16 protein-coding genes are annotated in these 17,589 nt (G+C 71.7%); 12 read left to right on the top strand and 4 right to left on the bottom strand.

Going from position 1 to position 17,589, the window contains the following annotated elements:
- Positions 1–15 precede the first annotated feature (15 nt).
- From M5362_RS26470 to M5362_RS26510, 9 genes are all read left to right on the top strand, one after another.
- A complete protein-coding gene (locus tag M5362_RS26470) occupies positions 16–972 on the top strand; it encodes a YafY family protein (RefSeq protein WP_260230269.1) in 957 nt (318 codons plus the stop codon).
- Between the two features lie 121 nt (positions 973–1,093).
- Complete coding sequence (locus tag M5362_RS26475; RefSeq protein WP_260230270.1) at positions 1,094–1,357, top strand: phage terminase large subunit family protein; 264 nt, start codon at positions 1,094–1,096, stop codon at positions 1,355–1,357.
- Between the two features lie 80 nt (positions 1,358–1,437).
- Positions 1,438–1,635, top strand: coding sequence for a hypothetical protein (locus M5362_RS26480; RefSeq protein WP_260230271.1), 198 nt, complete (start codon positions 1,438–1,440; stop codon positions 1,633–1,635).
- Positions 1,636–1,890: 255 nt separating this feature from the next.
- Positions 1,891–2,172 carry a Sec-independent protein translocase subunit TatA gene (gene tatA / locus M5362_RS26485; RefSeq protein WP_260230272.1) on the top strand — a complete coding sequence of 94 codons (282 nt, stop codon included), beginning with the start codon at positions 1,891–1,893 and terminating at the stop codon, positions 2,170–2,172.
- Between the two features lie 107 nt (positions 2,173–2,279).
- A complete protein-coding gene (gene tatC, locus M5362_RS26490; protein ID WP_374214531.1) occupies positions 2,280–3,191 on the top strand; it encodes a twin-arginine translocase subunit TatC in 912 nt (303 codons plus the stop codon).
- A 42-nt stretch (positions 3,192–3,233) separates the two neighbouring features.
- Positions 3,234–4,124: a diacylglycerol kinase gene (locus tag M5362_RS26495; protein WP_260230274.1), complete on the top strand. Its 891-nt coding sequence runs from the start codon at positions 3,234–3,236 to the stop codon at positions 4,122–4,124.
- 92 nt (positions 4,125–4,216) lie between these two features.
- Positions 4,217–7,045 (top strand): RNA helicase, encoded by a 2,829-nt coding sequence (locus M5362_RS26500; protein ID WP_260230275.1) that lies wholly within the window; start codon positions 4,217–4,219, stop codon positions 7,043–7,045.
- Positions 7,046–7,527: 482 nt separating this feature from the next.
- Positions 7,528–8,817: a cytochrome P450 gene (locus M5362_RS26505; protein ID WP_374214532.1), complete on the top strand. Its 1,290-nt coding sequence runs from the start codon at positions 7,528–7,530 to the stop codon at positions 8,815–8,817.
- Between the two features lie 19 nt (positions 8,818–8,836).
- Entirely contained in the window at positions 8,837–9,979 is a 1,143-nt protein-coding gene (locus tag M5362_RS26510) for a winged helix DNA-binding domain-containing protein (protein WP_260230277.1), read from the top strand.
- A 48-nt stretch (positions 9,980–10,027) separates the two neighbouring features.
- On the opposite strand, the gene M5362_RS26515 is transcribed toward M5362_RS26510, so the two are convergent.
- Positions 10,028–10,459, bottom strand: coding sequence for an ABA4-like family protein (locus tag M5362_RS26515; RefSeq protein ID WP_260230278.1), 432 nt, complete (start codon positions 10,457–10,459; stop codon positions 10,028–10,030).
- Complete coding sequence (locus M5362_RS26520) at positions 10,456–11,454, bottom strand: hypothetical protein (RefSeq protein WP_260230409.1); 999 nt, start codon at positions 11,452–11,454, stop codon at positions 10,456–10,458. The genes M5362_RS26515 and M5362_RS26520 overlap by 4 nt, the downstream gene beginning before the upstream one ends.
- A gap of 177 nt (positions 11,455–11,631) precedes the next feature.
- Between M5362_RS26520 and M5362_RS26525 the strand changes: the two genes are divergently transcribed.
- The gene (locus M5362_RS26525) at positions 11,632–12,282 is read left to right on the top strand and encodes a MerR family transcriptional regulator (protein ID WP_260230279.1); all 651 of its coding nucleotides are present in this window, start codon (positions 11,632–11,634) and stop codon (positions 12,280–12,282) included.
- 199 nt (positions 12,283–12,481) lie between these two features.
- Here M5362_RS26525 and M5362_RS26530 read toward each other — a convergent pair whose 3' ends face one another.
- The gene (locus tag M5362_RS26530; protein ID WP_260230280.1) at positions 12,482–13,318 is read right to left on the bottom strand and encodes a siderophore-interacting protein; all 837 of its coding nucleotides are present in this window, start codon (positions 13,316–13,318) and stop codon (positions 12,482–12,484) included.
- A gap of 93 nt (positions 13,319–13,411) precedes the next feature.
- Positions 13,412–14,317: a 5'-3' exonuclease gene (locus tag M5362_RS26535; protein WP_260230410.1), complete on the bottom strand. Its 906-nt coding sequence runs from the start codon at positions 14,315–14,317 to the stop codon at positions 13,412–13,414.
- Between the two features lie 286 nt (positions 14,318–14,603).
- Between M5362_RS26535 and M5362_RS26540 the strand changes: the two genes are divergently transcribed.
- Both M5362_RS26540 and M5362_RS26545 read left to right on the top strand, forming a co-directional pair.
- Positions 14,604–15,686: a glycine betaine/L-proline ABC transporter ATP-binding protein gene (locus M5362_RS26540; RefSeq protein WP_260230281.1), complete on the top strand. Its 1,083-nt coding sequence runs from the start codon at positions 14,604–14,606 to the stop codon at positions 15,684–15,686.
- Positions 15,679–17,484, top strand: coding sequence for an ABC transporter permease/substrate binding protein (locus M5362_RS26545; RefSeq protein WP_260230282.1), 1,806 nt, complete (start codon positions 15,679–15,681; stop codon positions 17,482–17,484). The genes M5362_RS26540 and M5362_RS26545 overlap by 8 nt, the downstream gene beginning before the upstream one ends.
- The last annotated feature ends 105 nt before the right edge of the window (positions 17,485–17,589 follow it).

The following is a 17,589-nucleotide window of genomic DNA, read 5'->3' on the forward strand; positions in this document are numbered from 1 at the left end:
GGGGAGACGTACAGCATGGCTGCGAACGCGATCGACCAGACGAGGCGGATGCTCTCCCTCGTCACCTACCTGCGGGAACGCCCGGGCGCGCACGTCGCGGACGTGGCCCGCGCCTTCGGGATCACCGAGGACGAGCTGATCTCCGACCTCGACGTGCTGCCGATGTGCGGCACGAGCTTCCGCGGCGGCGATCTGCTCGACATCGACACCGACGGCGACCGGATCTGGTGGCACAACCCGGACGACGTGGCCGAGCCGCTGCGGCTCGCCGCGGACGAGGCGACGGCCCTGCTCGTCGCCGCGCGTGCCGTCGCGACGCTGCCCGGGCTGCGCGAGAGCGACCGGGAGGCCCTGCTCCGTGCCACCGCCAAGCTGGAGACCGCGGCCGGCGAGACCGCCGGCGCGAGCGCGCGTCTCTCGGTCACCTTCGAGTCCGAGGGCGGGGTCTTCGCCGAGGTGGACCGGGCGATCTCGGAGCGCAGGCGGCTGTGGGTGCGGTACTACTCGCCCGCCCGCGACGAGCTGACCGAGCGCGAGGTCGATCCGATCCGGCTCTTCGCCGTCGGCCACACCTACATGGAGGCGTGGTGCCGGCTCTCCGAGGCGCGCCGCACCTTCCGTCTCGACCGGGTCGCGGAGATCCGGATCCTGGACGAGCACTCCGCGCCGCCGGAGATCGAGCTCCGGGATCTGTCGGAGGGGCTCGTCCAGCCGTCCGCCGAGGACCCCGAGGTCGTCGTCGAGGTGGGCCCCGGCGGCCGCTGGGTCGCGGAGTACTACCCGCACGACCGGGCCGACGAGCTTCCCGACGGCGGGCTGCGCATCACTCTGCGGACCCCCGCCCCCGCCTCGCTGCGACGCCTCGCGCTGCGGCTCGGCAGCGACGGGCGGATCGTCTCCCCGCAGGACCTCGCCGACAGTGCGAGGGAGGCCGCGGCCGCGGCGCTCGCCGCCTACGAGAGCCCGGCGTGAGACACGCGGAATGTGACATTCCCCGCTGAGCCGACGCAGTTCTCCGTGGGGGACGGGCCGGCCGAGGGGCGGCCGGGGCTCCCGTGAGGCCGCGGCAGCCGAGGACGCGGGAACGAGAGGGATGAGGGAAATGTCGGTGATGCACGGAATCACGGCGTCGATCGCGCCGGTCTTCTTCAAGGCCGCCTGCCCGGACTGCCGTGCCCGCTTCGAACTCTCCGCGGGCGCCCTGCGCCTCGCCATCGGCGCCAGCCGCCGTACGACCTTCTACTCCTTCACCTGCCCCGAGTGCGGCAGCGCCGTCCGCAAGCCCGCGGGCGAGCGGATCGTCGAACTCCTCACGGGCGGCGGCGTGCGCACCCTGCGGCTGCACTCCACCGTCTGACCAAGTCCGGAGCGCCCGCCGGCCCCCTCCGAACGCCGGGGCCGACACCGCCGCATCCGGACACCGTCTAGGCTCGGCACATGTTCTGGCCCATGCTCGCCATCGCCCTCGGATTCCTCGGTATCGCTGTCCTCGGCGTCCTCGGGATCAAGGTCTTCCTCGAAGCCCAGCGGCTCGGCCGCCAGGTGGCCCGGACCACCGAGCGCATCAACCGTGCCGCCGAAGACCTCGAAAGGGCCGCCACCAGCCTGACCCAGACCGGTGGCGCACTGCGCTAGCACCGGGAACGGGCGGGCGTGGACGCTCCCCCCGGGGCCTCGGGCGGTGGTCTCCTCCCGCGCGGAGACGCGGGGTACGCTGCTGATCGCGGCCCAGATCAAGAGGTGCGGGTCGCAAACGGGTGTACGCACGGGGATTGCCCTGCGTTTACTCCTGCGCGTTACGATCGCTGACGGTCGGGGTTCGGACAACAGTCCGGGCGGCGGCCGCCACCCCAGCACCACGCCGCCTCGATGAGAAGGTAGACCACGCTTATGTTCCGTCAGATCGGTCCCCTCGAGATCAGCCTGATCCTCCTTGTCATCGTGCTGCTCTTCGGAGCCAAGAAGCTGCCCGAGATGGCCCGTTCCCTGGGTAAGTCGGCGCGCATCCTCAAGAGCGAGGCCAAGGCGATGAAGACGGAAGGCGGCCAGCAGCCCGCCCCCGCCGACCCGCCGGCCGAGCAGCCCGCCGCGCAGCGCACCATCAAGGCCGCGCCCGGCGACGTCACCTCCGCCCGGCCCGTCACCGAGCCTTCGGACACCACCCAGCGCTGACCCCGCTCGACCCCCAGGGCCGCTTCACGACGGCCTGCCGCACGAGATGAGGACGTGGGTTGCTCAAGCCTGCCCGCACGAAGAAGGAGAAGGACCCCGAGGGGCGGATGCCGCTCGTGGAGCATCTGCGCGAGCTGCGCAACCGCGTCGCCAAGGCGATGCTCGCGGTCGTCGTGGCCTCGGTCGTGGCCGCGTTCTTCAGCCAGCAGCTGATGGACTTCCTCTCCTCGCCCGTACCGAAGTGCCCGCCCGGCACCTCGATCGCCGACAACACCGGCGGGCGCTGCGTCATCATCGCGTACCAGACCATGCTGTCGCCCTTCACCTCCACGGTGAAGGTGATCATGCTGGCGGGAGTCGTCGCCGCCTCGCCGGTCTGGCTGTACCAGCTGTGGGCGTTCGTCGCCCCGGGCCTCCACCGGAGCGAGAAGCGGTACACGTACTACTTCGCGGCCGTCGCCGTGCCGCTCTTCGCCGCCGGCGCCTACATCGCGTACCTGATCATGCCGGTCAGTGTGAAGGTCCTGATCAGCATCACGCCCGACGTCGCCTCGAACTTCCTCTCGCTCGACGACGTCCTGGACTTCACCACACGCATGGTGCTCGTCTTCGGGCTCGCCTTCGAACTGCCCCTGCTGCTGATCATGCTCAACTTCGCCGGCGTCGTGACCGGCAAGCGCATGGCCGGCTGGTGGCGCGGCGTGATCATGGGCATTTTCGTCTTCGGTGCGGTCGCCACCCCGTCCACCGACCCCCTCGGCATGATCGCCCTCTCCGGGCCGATCATCATCCTGTACTTCATCGCCGTCGGCATCGCGCTCCTCAACGACCGGCGCCGGAACCGCAACAACCCGGACGCAGAGCTCGACGACGACGAGGCCTCCGTCCTCGACCTCACGCCCGAGACCGTCGGCGCCGTCGAGAGCGTCAGCGCCGCCCGCGCCCTGCCCGAGCAGTCCTCCGGCGAGGCCGACGGCGGGAGATCGCTCCGGCCGGGCGGTTACGACGACATCACCTGATCTTGTAAGGTCCTCCCCCCAGGCTCCGTCCGGGGGGACACCATGACCCGCGAGATCACGCTCTTCGTCAACCCCACCGCGGGACACGGCCGGGGCACGCACGCCGTGCAGCCGGCCGCCCGCGCGTTCAGGGACGCCGGATTCTCCGTCCGTACCGTCCTCGGAACCGACGCCGCCGACGCCCTGCTCCGCGCCCGCGAGGCCGTCGCGGGCGGAACCGACGCACTCGTCGCCGTCGGCGGCGACGGCATGATCTCCCTCGCCCTCCAGGCCGTGGCCGGCACCCGCACGCCGCTCGGCGTCGTCGCCGTCGGCACCGGCAACGACTTCGCCCGCTCCCTCGGCCTGCCCCTGCGCGCACCGGACGCCGCCGGCCGGCTCGCCGCCGAGCTGCTCGACGGAGGCGGCGGACGCGACATCGACCTCGGCAGGGTCGGCGACCGCTGGTTCGGCACCGTCCTCGCCTCCGGCTTCGACTCGCGCGTCAACGACCGAGGCAACCGCATACGGCTCCCCGTCGGCCGCTTCACGTACGACCTCGCCATGATCGCCGAACTCGCCGCGTTCCGGCCCGTCCCCTACCGCCTCACCCTCGACGACGGCACCGAGCGGCAGATCCGGGCCACGCTCGTGGCCGTCGGCAACGGCACCTCGTACGGCGGAGGCATGCGGATCTGCGCCGGAGCGCGCATGGACGACGGGCTCCTCGACGTCACCGTCGTCGGGGACTGCAGCCGTACGACGCTGATCAAGGTCTTCCCGCGGGTCTACCGCGGCACCCACCTCGACCACCCCGTGGTCACCGTCCACCGGGCCCGCACCCTCACCCTCGACGCACCCGGCATCACCGGCTACGCCGACGGCGAGCCCCTCGGACCGCTCCCGCTCACCGTCGCCTGCGTGCCCGGAGCGCTGCGGGTCCTCGCGCCCTGAGCAGCCCCTCGCCAAGGCGCCCCGGGCCGGACCTTCATCGGTCATTAAAGATCGCGTCAGTGTCAGAGGTGGCGGGTAGGCTCGACAGCAAGATGACAGAGGACCTCACACCAGCCGAAGCGTACGCAGCTGCCCGGGCCCGCAACGCAGAGCAGGCCACGGCGCTGGCCCCCTTCCGCGAGATGTACGAGTTCGGTCTGGACCCCTTCCAGATCGAGGCCTGCCAGGCCCTCGAAGCGGGCAAGGGCGTGCTCGTCGCCGCGCCCACGGGTTCCGGCAAGACCATCGTCGGCGAGTTCGCCGTCCACCTCGCCCTCCTCCAAGGGCGCAAGTGCTTCTACACGACCCCCATCAAGGCGCTGTCGAACCAGAAGTACGCCGACCTCGTGAAGCGGTACGGACCCGGCAAGGTCGGCCTCCTCACCGGCGACAACAGCGTCAACGGGGACGCCCCGATCATCGTCATGACCACCGAAGTCCTCCGCAACATGCTGTACGCGGGGTCCCAGGCCCTCAGCGGCCTCGGCTACGTGGTCATGGACGAGGTGCACTACCTCTCGGACCGCTTCCGCGGCGCCGTCTGGGAGGAAGTCATCATCCACCTCCCGGAGTCGGTGACGCTCGTCTCACTCTCCGCGACCGTCTCCAACGCCGAGGAGTTCGGCGACTGGCTCGACACCGTCCGCGGCGACACCGAGGTCATCGTCTCCGAGAGCCGGCCCGTGCCGCTCTGGCAGCACGTCCTCGCCGGCCGCCGGATGTACGACCTCTTCGAGGAGGAGACCGACCACGGCGGCCGCGGCGCCTCCCGCCGCGAGGTCAACCCCGACCTGCTGCGGCTGGCCCGCACCGAGAACACCCGCACGTACAACCCGCGCGAGCGGCGCCGCGGCAAGATGGTCCGCGAGGCCGACCGCGAGCGCGAGCGCCGCCAGCGCTCCCGTATCTGGACGCCCGGACGACCCGAGGTCATCGACCGCCTCGACACCGAGGGGCTCCTGCCCGCCATCACCTTCATCTTCAGCCGGGCGGGCTGCGAGGCCGCCGTCCAGCAGTGCCTCTACGCAGGACTGCGCCTCAACAACGACGAGGCCCGGCAGCGCGTCCGCGAGATCGTCGAGGAGCGCACCGCCGCCATCCCCTCCGAGGACCTCCACGTCCTCGGCTACTACGAATGGCTGGAAGGGCTGGAGCGCGGCATCGCCGCCCACCACGCCGGCATGCTCCCCACCTTCAAGGAGGTCGTGGAAGAGCTGTTCGTCCGCGGCCTCGTCAAGGCCGTCTTCGCCACCGAGACCCTCGCGCTGGGCATCAACATGCCCGCCCGGTCCGTGATTCTGGAGAAGCTGGTCAAGTGGAACGGCGAGCAGCACGCCGACATCACCCCCGGCGAGTACACCCAGCTCACCGGACGCGCCGGACGCCGCGGCATCGACGTCGAGGGCCACGCGGTCGTGCTCTGGCAGCGCGGCCTGGACCCCGGCCACCTCGCCGGCCTCGCCGGCACCCGCACCTACCCGCTCCGCTCCAGCTTCAAGCCGTCGTACAACATGGCCGTCAACCTGGTCGACCAGTTCGGCGCCCACCGCTCGCGCGAGCTCCTGGAGACCTCCTTCGCGCAGTTCCAGGCGGACCGGTCCGTCGTCGGCATCTCCCGCCAGGTCCAGAAGAACGAAGAAGGCCTCGACGGCTACCGCGAGGGCATGACCTGCCACCTCGGAGACTTCGAGGAGTACGCGCGGCTGCGCCGCGACCTCAAGGACCGCGAGACCGAACTGGCCAAGCAGGGCGCCGCACAGCGCCGCGCCGCGGCCGCCGCCTCCCTGGAGAAGCTGAAGCCCGGCGACGTCATCCACGTACCCACCGGCAAGTTCGCCGGACTCGCCCTCGTCCTCGACCCCGGGATCCCGGCCGGGCGGACCAACGGCCACCGCGGCTTCGAGTACCACGACGGGCCCCGCCCGCTCGTGCTCACCGCCGAACGACAGGTCAAGCGGCTCGCCTCGATCGACTTCCCCGTCCCGGTCGAGGCCATGGAGCGGCTGAGGATCCCCAAGTCCTTCAACCCCCGCTCCCCGCAGTCCCGTCGGGACCTCGCCTCCGCCCTGCGCACCAAGGCGGGACACATCAACCCCGCGCGGCACCGCAAGGACCGCTCGGTCGCCGCCGACGACCGCGAGATCGCCCGGCTCCGCACCGAGTTGCGCGCGCACCCCTGCCACGGTTGCGACGAGCGCGAGGACCACGCCCGCTGGGCCGAGCGCTACCACCGCCTGCAGCGCGACACCAAGCAGCTGGAACGGCGCATCGAAGGCCGGACGAACACCATCGCCCGCACCTTCGACCGGATCGTCGCGCTCCTCACCGAGCTCGACTATCTGCGCGGCGACGACGTCACCGCCAACGGCAAGCGGCTCGCCCGGCTCTACGGCGAACTCGACCTGCTGGCCAGTGAATGCCTGCGCGAAGGCGTCTGGGAGGGCCTGACCCCGCCCGAACTGGCGGCGTGCGTCTCGGCGCTGGTCTTCGAGGCCCGTCAGTCCGACGACGCCGTCGCACCGAAGCTTCCCGCCGGGAAGGCCAAGGTCGCGCTCGGAGAGATGGTGCGCATCTGGGGGCGGCTCGACGCCCTCGAAGAAGAGTTCAAGATCAGCCAGACGGAAGGGGTCGGACAGCGCGAACCAGACCTCGGCTTCGCCTGGGCCGCCTACCAGTGGGCCTCCGACAAGGGACTCGACGAGGTCCTGCGCGAGGCGGAGATGCCCGCAGGCGACTTCGTGCGCTGGTGCAAGCAGGTCATCGACGTCCTCGGGCAGATCGCGGCCGCCGCGCCGAAGGAGAACAGCACCGTCGCCAAGAACGCGCGCAAGGCGGTCGAGGCGCTGCTGAGGGGAGTCGTCGCGTACAGCTCGGTGACCTGAGCGGCACTCCTCAAGTCGCCTGTGGGGCCCGTGGTTGACGCTGCGGGCCCCTCGGCATGGCGCGCCGGGGGAGCGCCGGCGTGGCGCGCAGCGGGATCTCGGCATGGCGTGCCGCGGGCCGTCGGCGTGGCGCGCCGCGGGTCGCCGTCTGGCGCGCCGGGCCCTGGCGTGGCGCGCCGCGGGTCGCTGGGCGCGCCGCGGGTCGCTGGGCGCGCCGCGGGTCGCTGGGGGCGCCGCGCGGTCTGGCCGGGCGGGCCCATCAGGGGCCGGTCTTCGTCCGGCCTGGACCGGGTTGTCCACAGGGTGTTGTCCACAGGGGTGGCGGAGCGTCAGGCCTCTCCGATTCCATGGACCCACACACCGGGCACCACCGCTGGGAGGGGACGCACGTGACCACGCAAGCCGGTTCGGCCGCCGTCGAGGAGCAGGCCGACGGACAGAAGATCGTGCCCGGGCCACGCGGCGTACCCCTGCTCGGAAACATGCCGGAGTTCGGCAAGGACCCGCTCGCCTTCTTCGAGCGGCTGCGCGAGCGTGGAGACTATGTCAGCTGGCGCTTCGGCCGCGGCCCCGCACTCTTCATCGCCCACCCCGACGCCATCGGCGAACTCCTCACCGAGATCGAGCGCACCTTCGACCAGCCCGACCTCGGCATCGCCTTCCGCACACTCCTCGGCAACGGAGTCGTCGTCGCCAAGGGCGCCGACTGGCGCCGCAAGCGCTCCCTCGTCCAGCCCTCCGTCCGGCCCAAGCAGGTGCGCTCCTACGCCGCCACGATGGCCGAGTGCGCGATCGCGCTCGCCGACCGGTGGACCGACGGACAGCGCGTCGACATCAAGAAGGAGATGGCCGCCCTCACCCAGCTGATCGCCGTCCGCACCATCTTCGGCGTCGACACCGCCGCCGACGCCGAAGCCATCGGCCGTGCCATGGACGTCGCGCAGAAGGAGATCGGCGCCGAATTCAGCGGCATCGGAGCCCTGTTGCCCGACTGGGTGCCCACGCCGGGCCGCGCCCGCATCAAGCGCGCCACCGCCGTCATCGACGCCGAGGTGGGGCGGGTCGTCGCCCGCCACCGCGACGGCGAGACCGAGCGGCCCGACCTCCTCAGCCGGCTCCTCGCCGCCCAGGACGAGACCGGCGCCCACCTCTCCGACCAGGAGATCCGCGACGAGACCGTCACCCTCTACATCGGCGGACACGAGACCACCAGCTCCACCCTCGTCTGGGCCTGGCACCTGCTCTCCCACAACCCCCGGGTCCGGGACGCCCTCACCGAGGAACTCGACCGGGTCCTCGACGATCGCGAACCCGGCTTCGACGACTACGCCCGGCTGACATACACCCAGGCCGTCGTGAAGGAGACCCTCCGGCTCTACCCGACGATCTGGCTCCTCACCGGCATCGCCCGGGAAGGCGCGACGCTCGGCGGGACGGCGATACCCCCCGGGACACGGGTGTGGAGCAGTCAGTGGGCCACCCAGCGCGACGGACGCTGGTTCAAGGATCCGGAAGAGTTCCGGCCCGAGCGCTGGGGCACGGGGGAGGGCGAGCCCGCCGAGGAGATACCCGAGTACGCGTGGTTCCCGTTCGGCGGCGGTCCGCGGGTGTGCCTGGGGACCCGGTTCGCCATGGTCGAAGCCGTCCTGGTCCTCGCCGTCCTCGCCCGCCGGTTCCGCCTCGACCTCGACGCCGGCGAGATACGGCCCGTGCCGAGCCTCACCCTCCAGCCCGACCGGGAGGTCCTCGCCACGCTCAGGGCACGCCCTTGAGGTGCGGGAGGATGCCCGGATGAAGATCAGTGCTCGGGGACTCAACCGGTCCACTCTGGCCCGGCAGTTGCTGCTACGACGAGAGAGCGTCGGCGCCGCGGAGGCGGTACGGCGCGTGGTCGCGCTGCAGGCCCAGCAGCCGGCGTCGCCCTACCTCGCCCTCTGGAACAGGACAGCCGGGTTCGACCCGTCCGAACTCGACGAGGCCTTCGCCCACGGGACAGTCGTCAAGTCGACACTGATGCGGATCACGCTGCACGCCGTCCATGCCGACGACTACCGGACCTTCCGGGCGGCACTGCATCCCGTGCTGAGGGCCGGGAGGCTCGGCGACCGCTACACGGCGTCGGGACTGACCCCGGCCGACGCCGACCTGCTCGTCCCCGAGCTGCTCGCGTTCGCCGACCGGCCCCGGACGAACGCCGAGTACGAGGCCTGGATCGAGCAACGGACGGGGAGCGCGCCGAAGTCGGGAGCGTGGTGGGGGCTGCGCCACTACACACCGCTGCTGCACGCGCCCACCGCGCCACCGTGGTCGTTCGGGGAGCGGCCCTCGTACGTCGCGCCCCCGGACCCCCCGACGCCACCGGAGCCGGAGGCCTCCGACGCGGCCCTGCGCAGGCTGCTCGTTCGCTACCTCGAAGGGTTCGGGCCCGCGTCCGCGGCGGACATGGCACAGTTCGCCATGGTCCAGCGGGCCAGGGTCAGAGAGGCACTGCGCACGCTCGGCGACGACCTCGAACGAGCGGAGGGGCCGGACGGCGAGGAGCTGTTCGACGTGCCGGGCGCACCGCATCCGGACGAGGACGTTCCCGCCCCGCCACGGCTGATGGCCATGTGGGACAGCACCCTGCTGGCCTACGCCGACCGCGGCCGGGTCATCCCGCCCGACCACCGCTCGCTGGTCATCCGAAGGAACGGAGACGTGCTGCCGACCCTGCTGGTCGACGGATACGTCGCCGGCGTGTGGCGCCCGGCCGAGGGAGGAATCGAGGCGACCGCCTTCCACGGCCTTCCGGACGAGGCGTGGGAGGGACTCGCCGACGAGGCCCGCTCGTTGACGGCGTTCCTCGCCGACCGCGAGCCGAGGGTCTACCGCCGCTACGACCACTGGTGGACCAAACTGCCCCACGGCGAAACCCGGCTGCTCCCCGGTCCGTGAGGCGGCGACCGCGGGACGGCGCGCAGTGAGGCGTCGTGGCCGGGGGACTCACGCCCGGGCGGGGGTCGGCTTTCGCGTTGCTCGGAGGGCGAGGAACGCGAGCAGGCCGAACGGGGACAGCAGGATCGTCAGGACGAGCAGCGGGCCCATCAGCAGGGGCGAGATCCCGCGCCTGCGGGCCTCCCGGTACATCCACTGGCCGAGGAGCAGGTCCCAGGCGATGACCTGGGCCCAGATCGCCCCCGCGCCGTTCGCCAGTGCGGTGAGTTCCCGGAAGGTGTCGAGGTCCGGGCTGCTGACCGCCGCCCACAGCTCGGGGAGAACGGGCAGGGCGAGGGCGATGTACACCGCGAGGATCGGTACGACGGTCAGCGGGGAGGCGGCGAGGCGCTCGGTCCCGCGCCAGCTCGGCGCGAAGATCATCAGCAGCCAGACGGGGGCGGCGAGGAAGAAGCTCAGCTCGAATAGGAAGCCCGTCATGAGGTGAACTCCTGGGGGGTGGCAGTGGGTTCGGTGGTGGTGTGGGCTGCCGGTGCCGGTGCCGGTGCCGGTGCCGGTGCCGGTGCCGGTGCCGGTGCGGGCTCGGCGGTGGTGGTGGGGGTGCTTCCGGTTCCGGTCGGGGTGCGTAGGGCCGCCCACGTCGACCCCGCGCCGAGCAGTGCGATCGCGCCGAGGGCGGCGAGCGTGGTCCCGTCGGGGCTCAGCAGCGCTTGGCCGCGCAGGGCCTGCCAGGTGACCAGGGCGAAGAGGGCCGCGTACGTCCCCGAGACGACGAGCGTCAGCCGCAGTCGTACCCGCTCGTCGCCCAGCCGGGCGAACCTCGGGGCGAGCGTGACCACGACGAGCAGGACCAGCGGGATCACCTGGAGGGCGTGCATGCCGAAGAAGTGGGCGATGCGCAGATCGCCGCCGGTCGTGGACCAGCCGGTCACGGCCATCGACGGGCCGCCGTCCGGGACGCCGACGCCGTGGGCGCCGATGATCACCGCGTCCTCCCCGGCCGCCATCTGATCAGGTGTGGGTTGCGTCATCACGAAGCCGATCGCCGCGCCCACGAGGGCGATCAGGGACCCGAGGCGCACGGCCCACGCGGTGGCGCGGTCCAGGATCCGGGCGCGCAGCAGCAGGACCGCGATGACCAGGGCGGCCAGCCACAGGACGACGACCGTCAGGCCCATGGCCCCGAAGACGGCGGCGTCGAAGGGCGTCTCGTTGTTGAAGTGGCTCTGCCGGCCGCGGACCACCTGCGTCGTGATCAGGACCATCTCGACGAGGCCGGTCACGGCGACCGTCGTACCCGCCCACCAGGCGGCCCTGCGGCCGCGCGGGAGCAGGGTGAGCATCCAGGCGAGCGTCATGCAGTACGCGATGAACGAGACGGCGAACTTGAACGGCTTCGCCCAGATCGGCACGCCGACCAGGATCCGGTCGTCGAGGAGCAGGCCGCCGGCCGCGACCAGGGCGAGTAACGCCATGGAGGCGGAGAACCACACCAGAGGCCGGTGCAGCTCGCTGACCCGCGGAAGCGCTGAGGACATGGGTACCCCCGTGAATTATGGATAGCAGCACTTGCCGCTATCTGATAGCGCCACTATCTATGATGGGGAGGTCGCCCGGCAAGACCGGAGCGGGATCGGGAAGGTGAATGCAGGTTGCGCATCGGAGAGTTGAGCCGTAGGACCGGGGTGTCGGTGCCGACGATCAAGTACTACGTACGGGAAGGGCTGCTGCCGGCCGGGGAGTTGACGAGCCCGAACCAGGCCTCGTACGACGAGACGCACGAACGGCGCCTCCGCCTGATCCGGGCGCTCCTGGACGTCGGCGGGCTGTCCGTCGCCGGGATCCGTGAGGTGCTCGCGGCGATCGAGGACCGTGAGCGGTCGGTGCACAAGCTGCTGGGCACGGCCGCGGACCGGGTGGTGCCGCGCTACACGGACGAGCCCGGGGAGGGTGTCGTCGCGGCGCGGAAGGTGGTGGCGGAGCTGATCGCGCGGCGCGGCTGGCACGGGCACACGGGCAACCCGGCCGGGGAGGCGCTGGCGATCGCCCTGGCGGCGCTGACGGAGGTCGGCCACGGGGACTTCGCCGAGGTGCTCGACGCGTACGCGGGGGCGGCGGAGCAGGTGGCCGCGGCGGACCTGGAGTACGTCGCGCGGAACGTGGAGCGGGACGACCTGGTGGAGAGCGTGGTGGTGGGGACGGTGCTGGGGGACGCGGTCTTCGCGGCGCTACGGAGGCTGGCGCACGTGGACGCGTCGGGGCGGGTCTTCGGGGTCGAGGCCCCTGGCGCGAACGGGCCTTGACCGGCAGTCGCCCCCGTGGGTTTGCCCCACCCGTTCCGCCCCGCGGAACAGTTGCCACAACGAGGGTGGGTGTCCGCCCCGCGGACCAGTTGCCCGCAGCCGGGGTCGGGGGCGGGCGCGGGGGCGCGAAGGCCCCCCGCGGGCGCGGGAGCGCGACGGCCCCCCGAGGGCGAGGGCGGCAAGGCCCCCCGCCGTGGGCTCAGTTCTCCTGTTCGCGTTCCACCTGGTCGTTCCACTCGCGCTTGATCGCGCGCCACGCCTCGTCCGTCTTGCCCAGGCGCCAGTAGCCCGAGATCGACAGGCGCTCGCGCGGCACCTCGCGGTCCAGGCGCAGGTGGCGGCGGAGCTCCTTCACGAAGCCGGCCTCGCCGTGGACGAAGGCGTGGACGTCGCCCGCCGGGAACTGCAGCGCGCGGACCGCCTCCACGAGCGACTCACCGGCCGGCCGGTCGCCCCGGTGCAGCCAGGTCACCTCGACGCCCGCCGCCGTCGCGAACTTCTGCTCCTCCGACGCGTCCGCGACCTCCAGGAACGCGTGCACCGTCGAACCCTCCGGCAGTCGCTCCAGGGCCACGGCGATCGCCGGCAGCGCGCTCTCGTCGCCCACCAGCAGGTGCCAGTCCGCCTCCGCGTCCGGCGCGTATCCGCCGCCCGGTCCCAGGAAGCGGATCGTCTCGCCCGCCGTGACGCGCGCCGCCCACGGCCCGGCCAGGCCCTCGTCGCCGTGGACCACGAAGTCGACCGTCAGCTCGCGCTGGACCGGGTCCCAGCTCCGTACCGTGTACGTCCGCGTCGTCGGCCACTGGTCACGCGGGAACTCCGCGCGGATCCGCTCCATGTCGAACGGCTCCGGGTAGCTGACGCCCTCCGGAGCGAACAGCAGCTTCACGTAGTGGTCGGTGAACTCGCCGACCGCGAACGCGTCGAGGCCGCTCCCGCCCAGCACCACCCGCACCATGTGCGGAGTGATCCGCTCCGTGTGCAGCACCTGTGCCTCGTGGGCCTGCGGTGCCTTGCGCGCGGGCTGCTCTGCCACGACGGTCTCCCTGCATCTGCGAACTTAGGTTCACCTAAGCTAGCATCCCCGGCGGTCGGCGGCCCAGAGCGCCGCGGGCCGCCCGGCAGCGCCTCAGCGCGCCAGTACGGGAAGCAGCCGTCCGACCGCCCCGCCGAGCCCCCAGCGCGTCACCAGCTCCGCCAGCGCCTCGGGGTCGCGCGGGGCGGCCGGCAGGGCCGGGTCGAAGTCCGGCAGCGGGACGTCGCCCGCCACCCGGACGACCGTCGGGGCCACGTCCAGGTAGGCGGCGGCCTCCACGATCCCGCGCCGCTTGGCCGGGGTCAGCTTCGACGTACGGTCCACGGCGGCCGTCCGCACGCCCGCCAGATCGCCGTACTCCGTGATCAGCTGCGCGGCCGTCTTCTCGCCGATGCCCTTCACCCCGGGCAGGCCGTCGCTGGCGTCGCCGCGCAGCGCCGCGAAGTCGGCGTACTGGTCCGCCCGGACCCCGTACTTCGTGCGGATCAGACCGCCGTCGACCAGATCGCAGTCGCCGACGCCCTTGCGCGGGTACAGCACCCGGACCCCTCGCTCGTCGTCCACCAGCTGGAAGAGGTCCCGGTCGCCCGTGACGATGTCCACCGGCCCCTTCGCCTGCCCGGCCAGCGTCCCGATGACGTCGTCCGCCTCGTAGCCCGCGACCCCCACCCGGGCGATGCCGAGGGCGTCCAGGACGTCCTCGATCACCGGCACCTGCGGGGAGAGCGTGTCCGGGATCTCCTCCTCGTCCGGACCCGTCTCCGTCTCGACGGCGACCCGGTGCGCCTTGTACGAGGGGATCAGGTCCACCCGCCACTGCGGGCGCCAGTCGGCGTCCATGCAGGCGACGAGGTCGTCGGGGTGGTGGTCCTGGACGAGCCGGGTGATGAAGTCGAGCAGTCCGCGGACGGCGTTGACCGGCGTGCCGTCCGGGGCCCGGACCGAGTCCGGAACGCCGAAGTACGCGCGGAAGTAGAGAGAGGCGGTGTCGAGGAGCATCAGGCGTCGCGTCACACCCCGATCATGCCGCACCCCGCTGACAGCGGCCCCGCAGGACGACGCCCCGTCGGGAACGGACCCGGCGACCACACCAGCCGCGTGACCCCCGTCACCTTTGTGTTTGGCCCGTGAACCCCGGGGCAGGCGGGGGCCCGGAGCGGACCCGGTCCGGCGATTCCTCACACGGATCGGCGGACGCCACGGGAGTCGCGGGCCGAAACCGCCCCGCTCCACGGCCCGGCTGCGGGGGTGGCGGGCCGTTTTCGTTTCAACGCGTGAGGTATATGTGTCCAGGCTCCAGGCCGATCACCTGTACAAGGTGTTCGGCAGACGACCCGACGAAGCCGTGAAGCAGCTCGCGAACGGCGCGGACCGCGACGAGCTGCGCGCGGACGGCACGACCGCGGCGGTGATCGACGCGTCCTTCACCGTCGAGCCCGGCCAGATCTTCGTGGTGATGGGTCTGTCCGGATCCGGCAAGTCCACCCTCCTGCGCATGCTCAACGGCCTGCTCGAGCCCACCGCGGGCCGCGTGCTGTTCGACGGCGGCGACCTCACCGCGCTGAGCCCCCGCGATCTGCGCACCGTGCGGTCCAAGAAGATCAGCATGGTCTTCCAGCACTTCGCCCTCTTCCCGCACCGCAGCGTCCTCGAGAACGCCGCGTACGGCCTCGAGGTCCAGGGCGTCCCGCGCGCCGAGCGCGAGACCCGGGCCGCCGAGGCGCTGGAGATGTGCGGCCTCGCCGGCTGGGAGCAGTCCTGGCCCGACGAGCTCTCCGGCGGCATGCAGCAGCGTGTGGGCCTCGCCCGCGCGCTCGCCACCGACGCCGACCTGCTCCTCATGGACGAGTCGTTCAGCGCGCTCGACCCGCTGATCCGCCGCGACATGCAGGACCAGCTCCTCGAACTGCAGAAGCGGCTCAAGAAGACCATCGTCTTCATCACCCACGACCTCAACGAGGCCATGCGCCTCGGCGACCGCATCGCGGTGATGCGCGACGGCCGGATCGTCCAGCTCGGCAGCGCCGAGGACATCCTGATCCGCCCCGCGAACGACTACGTCGCCTCCTTCATCCAGGACGTCGACCGCTCCCGCGTGCTCACGGCCGCCGCCGTGATGACCGAGGCCGAGCACCCCCGCCCCGACGGCTGCGACTGCGAGACCGTCGGCCCCGACACCCTCGTCGCCGACCTGTGCGCCGTCAGCGCCCGCGTCCCGCACGCGGTGGCCGTCAAGGACACCGACGGCACCGTCCTCGGAGTCGTACCGCAGTCCCGGCTGATCGGCTTCATCGGGGACGAGCAGCGCCCGCCCGTCGCCTGCATACCCGGCTCCACCGGTACGAGGGAGGTGGCCGCGCATGCCTAGGCTCCACCTCGGCCAGTGGGTCGACAGCTCCGTCGACTGGCTCCAGGCCCAGCTCTCCTGGCTCTTCGACGCCATCACCGCCGTCGTCACCGGTCTCTACGACGGGATCGACGCGGTCCTCTCCGCGCCCGAGCCGCTGCTCTTCGCCGGCATCCTCGCCGTCACCGCCTGGTGGCTGCGCGGGCTGACCGCCGGTGTGCTCGCCTTCGCGGGCTTCGCGCTCGTCGACTCGATCGAGCTGTGGGACGACGCGATGGCGACCCTGTCGCTGGTCCTCGTCGCCACCCTCGTGACCCTCGTGATCGCCGTCCCCCTCGGCATCTGGGCGGCCCGCTCCAAGACCGTCAGCGCCGTACTGCGCCCGGTCCTGGACTTCATGCAGACCATGCCGGCCATGGTCTATCTGATCCCCGGCATCATCTTCTTCGGCGTCGGCGTGGTCCCCGGCATCATCGCCACCATCGTCTTCGCCCTGCCGCCCGGCGTCCGGATGACCGAGCTCGGCATCCGCCAGGTCGACGGCGAACTCGTCGAGGCGGCCGAGGCGTTCGGTACGACCCCGCGCAACACGCTGCTCCGCGTCCAGCTGCCGCTCGCCCTGCCCACGATCATGGCCGGCATCAACCAGGTCATCATGCTGGGCCTGTCCATGGTCGTCATCGCCGGCATGGTCGGCGGCGGCGGGCTCGGTGGCGCGGTCTACCGCGCCATCGGCAACGTCGACATCGGCCTCGGCTTCGAGGCCGGCATCTCCATCGTCATCCTCGCCATGTACCTGGACCGGATGACCGGCGCGCTCGGCCGCCAGGTCTCGCCGCTCGGCCGCCGGGCGCTCGCCAAGGCGCGCGCCGCGAGCGCCGCACGTGCCGGGGCGAAGCTCTGGAGCCACCGCCCGCAGCCCGTCACCGCGCTCGTCGGCGTGGTCGTCCTCGCGCTCGTCGCGGGCGGCATGGGCTTCCTCGGCGGCGGCGCGGCGTCGACGACCGCCGGCGGCAAGGACATCGGCCACGGCAAGAAGATCAACCTCGGCTACATCCCCTGGGACGAGGGCATCGCCTCCACCTTCCTCTGGAAGGAGCTGCTCGAACGGCGCGGCTACGAGGTCGACGCCAAGCAGCTGGAGGCCGGCGCGCTCTACACCGGCCTGGCCGGCGGCCAGATCGACTTCCAGACCGACTCCTGGCTCCCGGTCACCCACGCCCAGTACTGGGAGAAGTACCGGAACAAGCTGGAGGACCTCGGCTCCTGGTACGGCCCCACCTCCCTGGAACTGTCCGTGCCCTCCTACATGAAGGACATCGACTCGCTCGACGACCTCAAGGGCAGGAGCGGCGAGTTCAAGGGCCGGATCATCGGCATCGAGCCGAGCGCCGGAATGATGGGCATCCTCAAGGACAAGGTCCTGGACCAGTACGGCCTCAAGGGCGAGTACAAGGTCGTCGACGGCTCCACGCCCGGCATGCTCGCCGAGCTCAAGCGCGCCTACGACAAGAAGGAACCGGTCGTCGTCACGCTCTGGTCGCCGCACTGGGCCTACTCGTCGTACGACCTGAAGAAGCTCAAGGACCCCAAGGGCACCTGGGGCAAGGGCGACGGCGTCCACACCCTCGCCCGTAAGGGTTTCACCGCCGACAACCCCGAGGTCGGCGCCTGGCTGAAGAACTTCGAGCTGACCGAGAAGCAGCTGACGGATCTCGAAGCCACCATCCAGGAGACCGGCAAGGGCAAGGAGCAGGAGGCGGTCCGCGGCTGGCTGGAGAAGAACCCCGGCCTCGCCGAGAAGCTCGCCCCGCAGTAGCCCCGAACAGGGATTTCCGACTCCTGTCCGAACAGGGGTGGTCGCCGAACGTGTTCGGTGGCCACCCCTTTTCGCCACGACGCGAAACCCCGCGCCAAAGCTGCG

Origin of the sequence: Streptomyces sp. Je 1-79, assembly GCF_025195125.1 — a bacterium.
GTDB lineage: Bacteria > Actinomycetota > Actinomycetes > Streptomycetales > Streptomycetaceae > Streptomyces.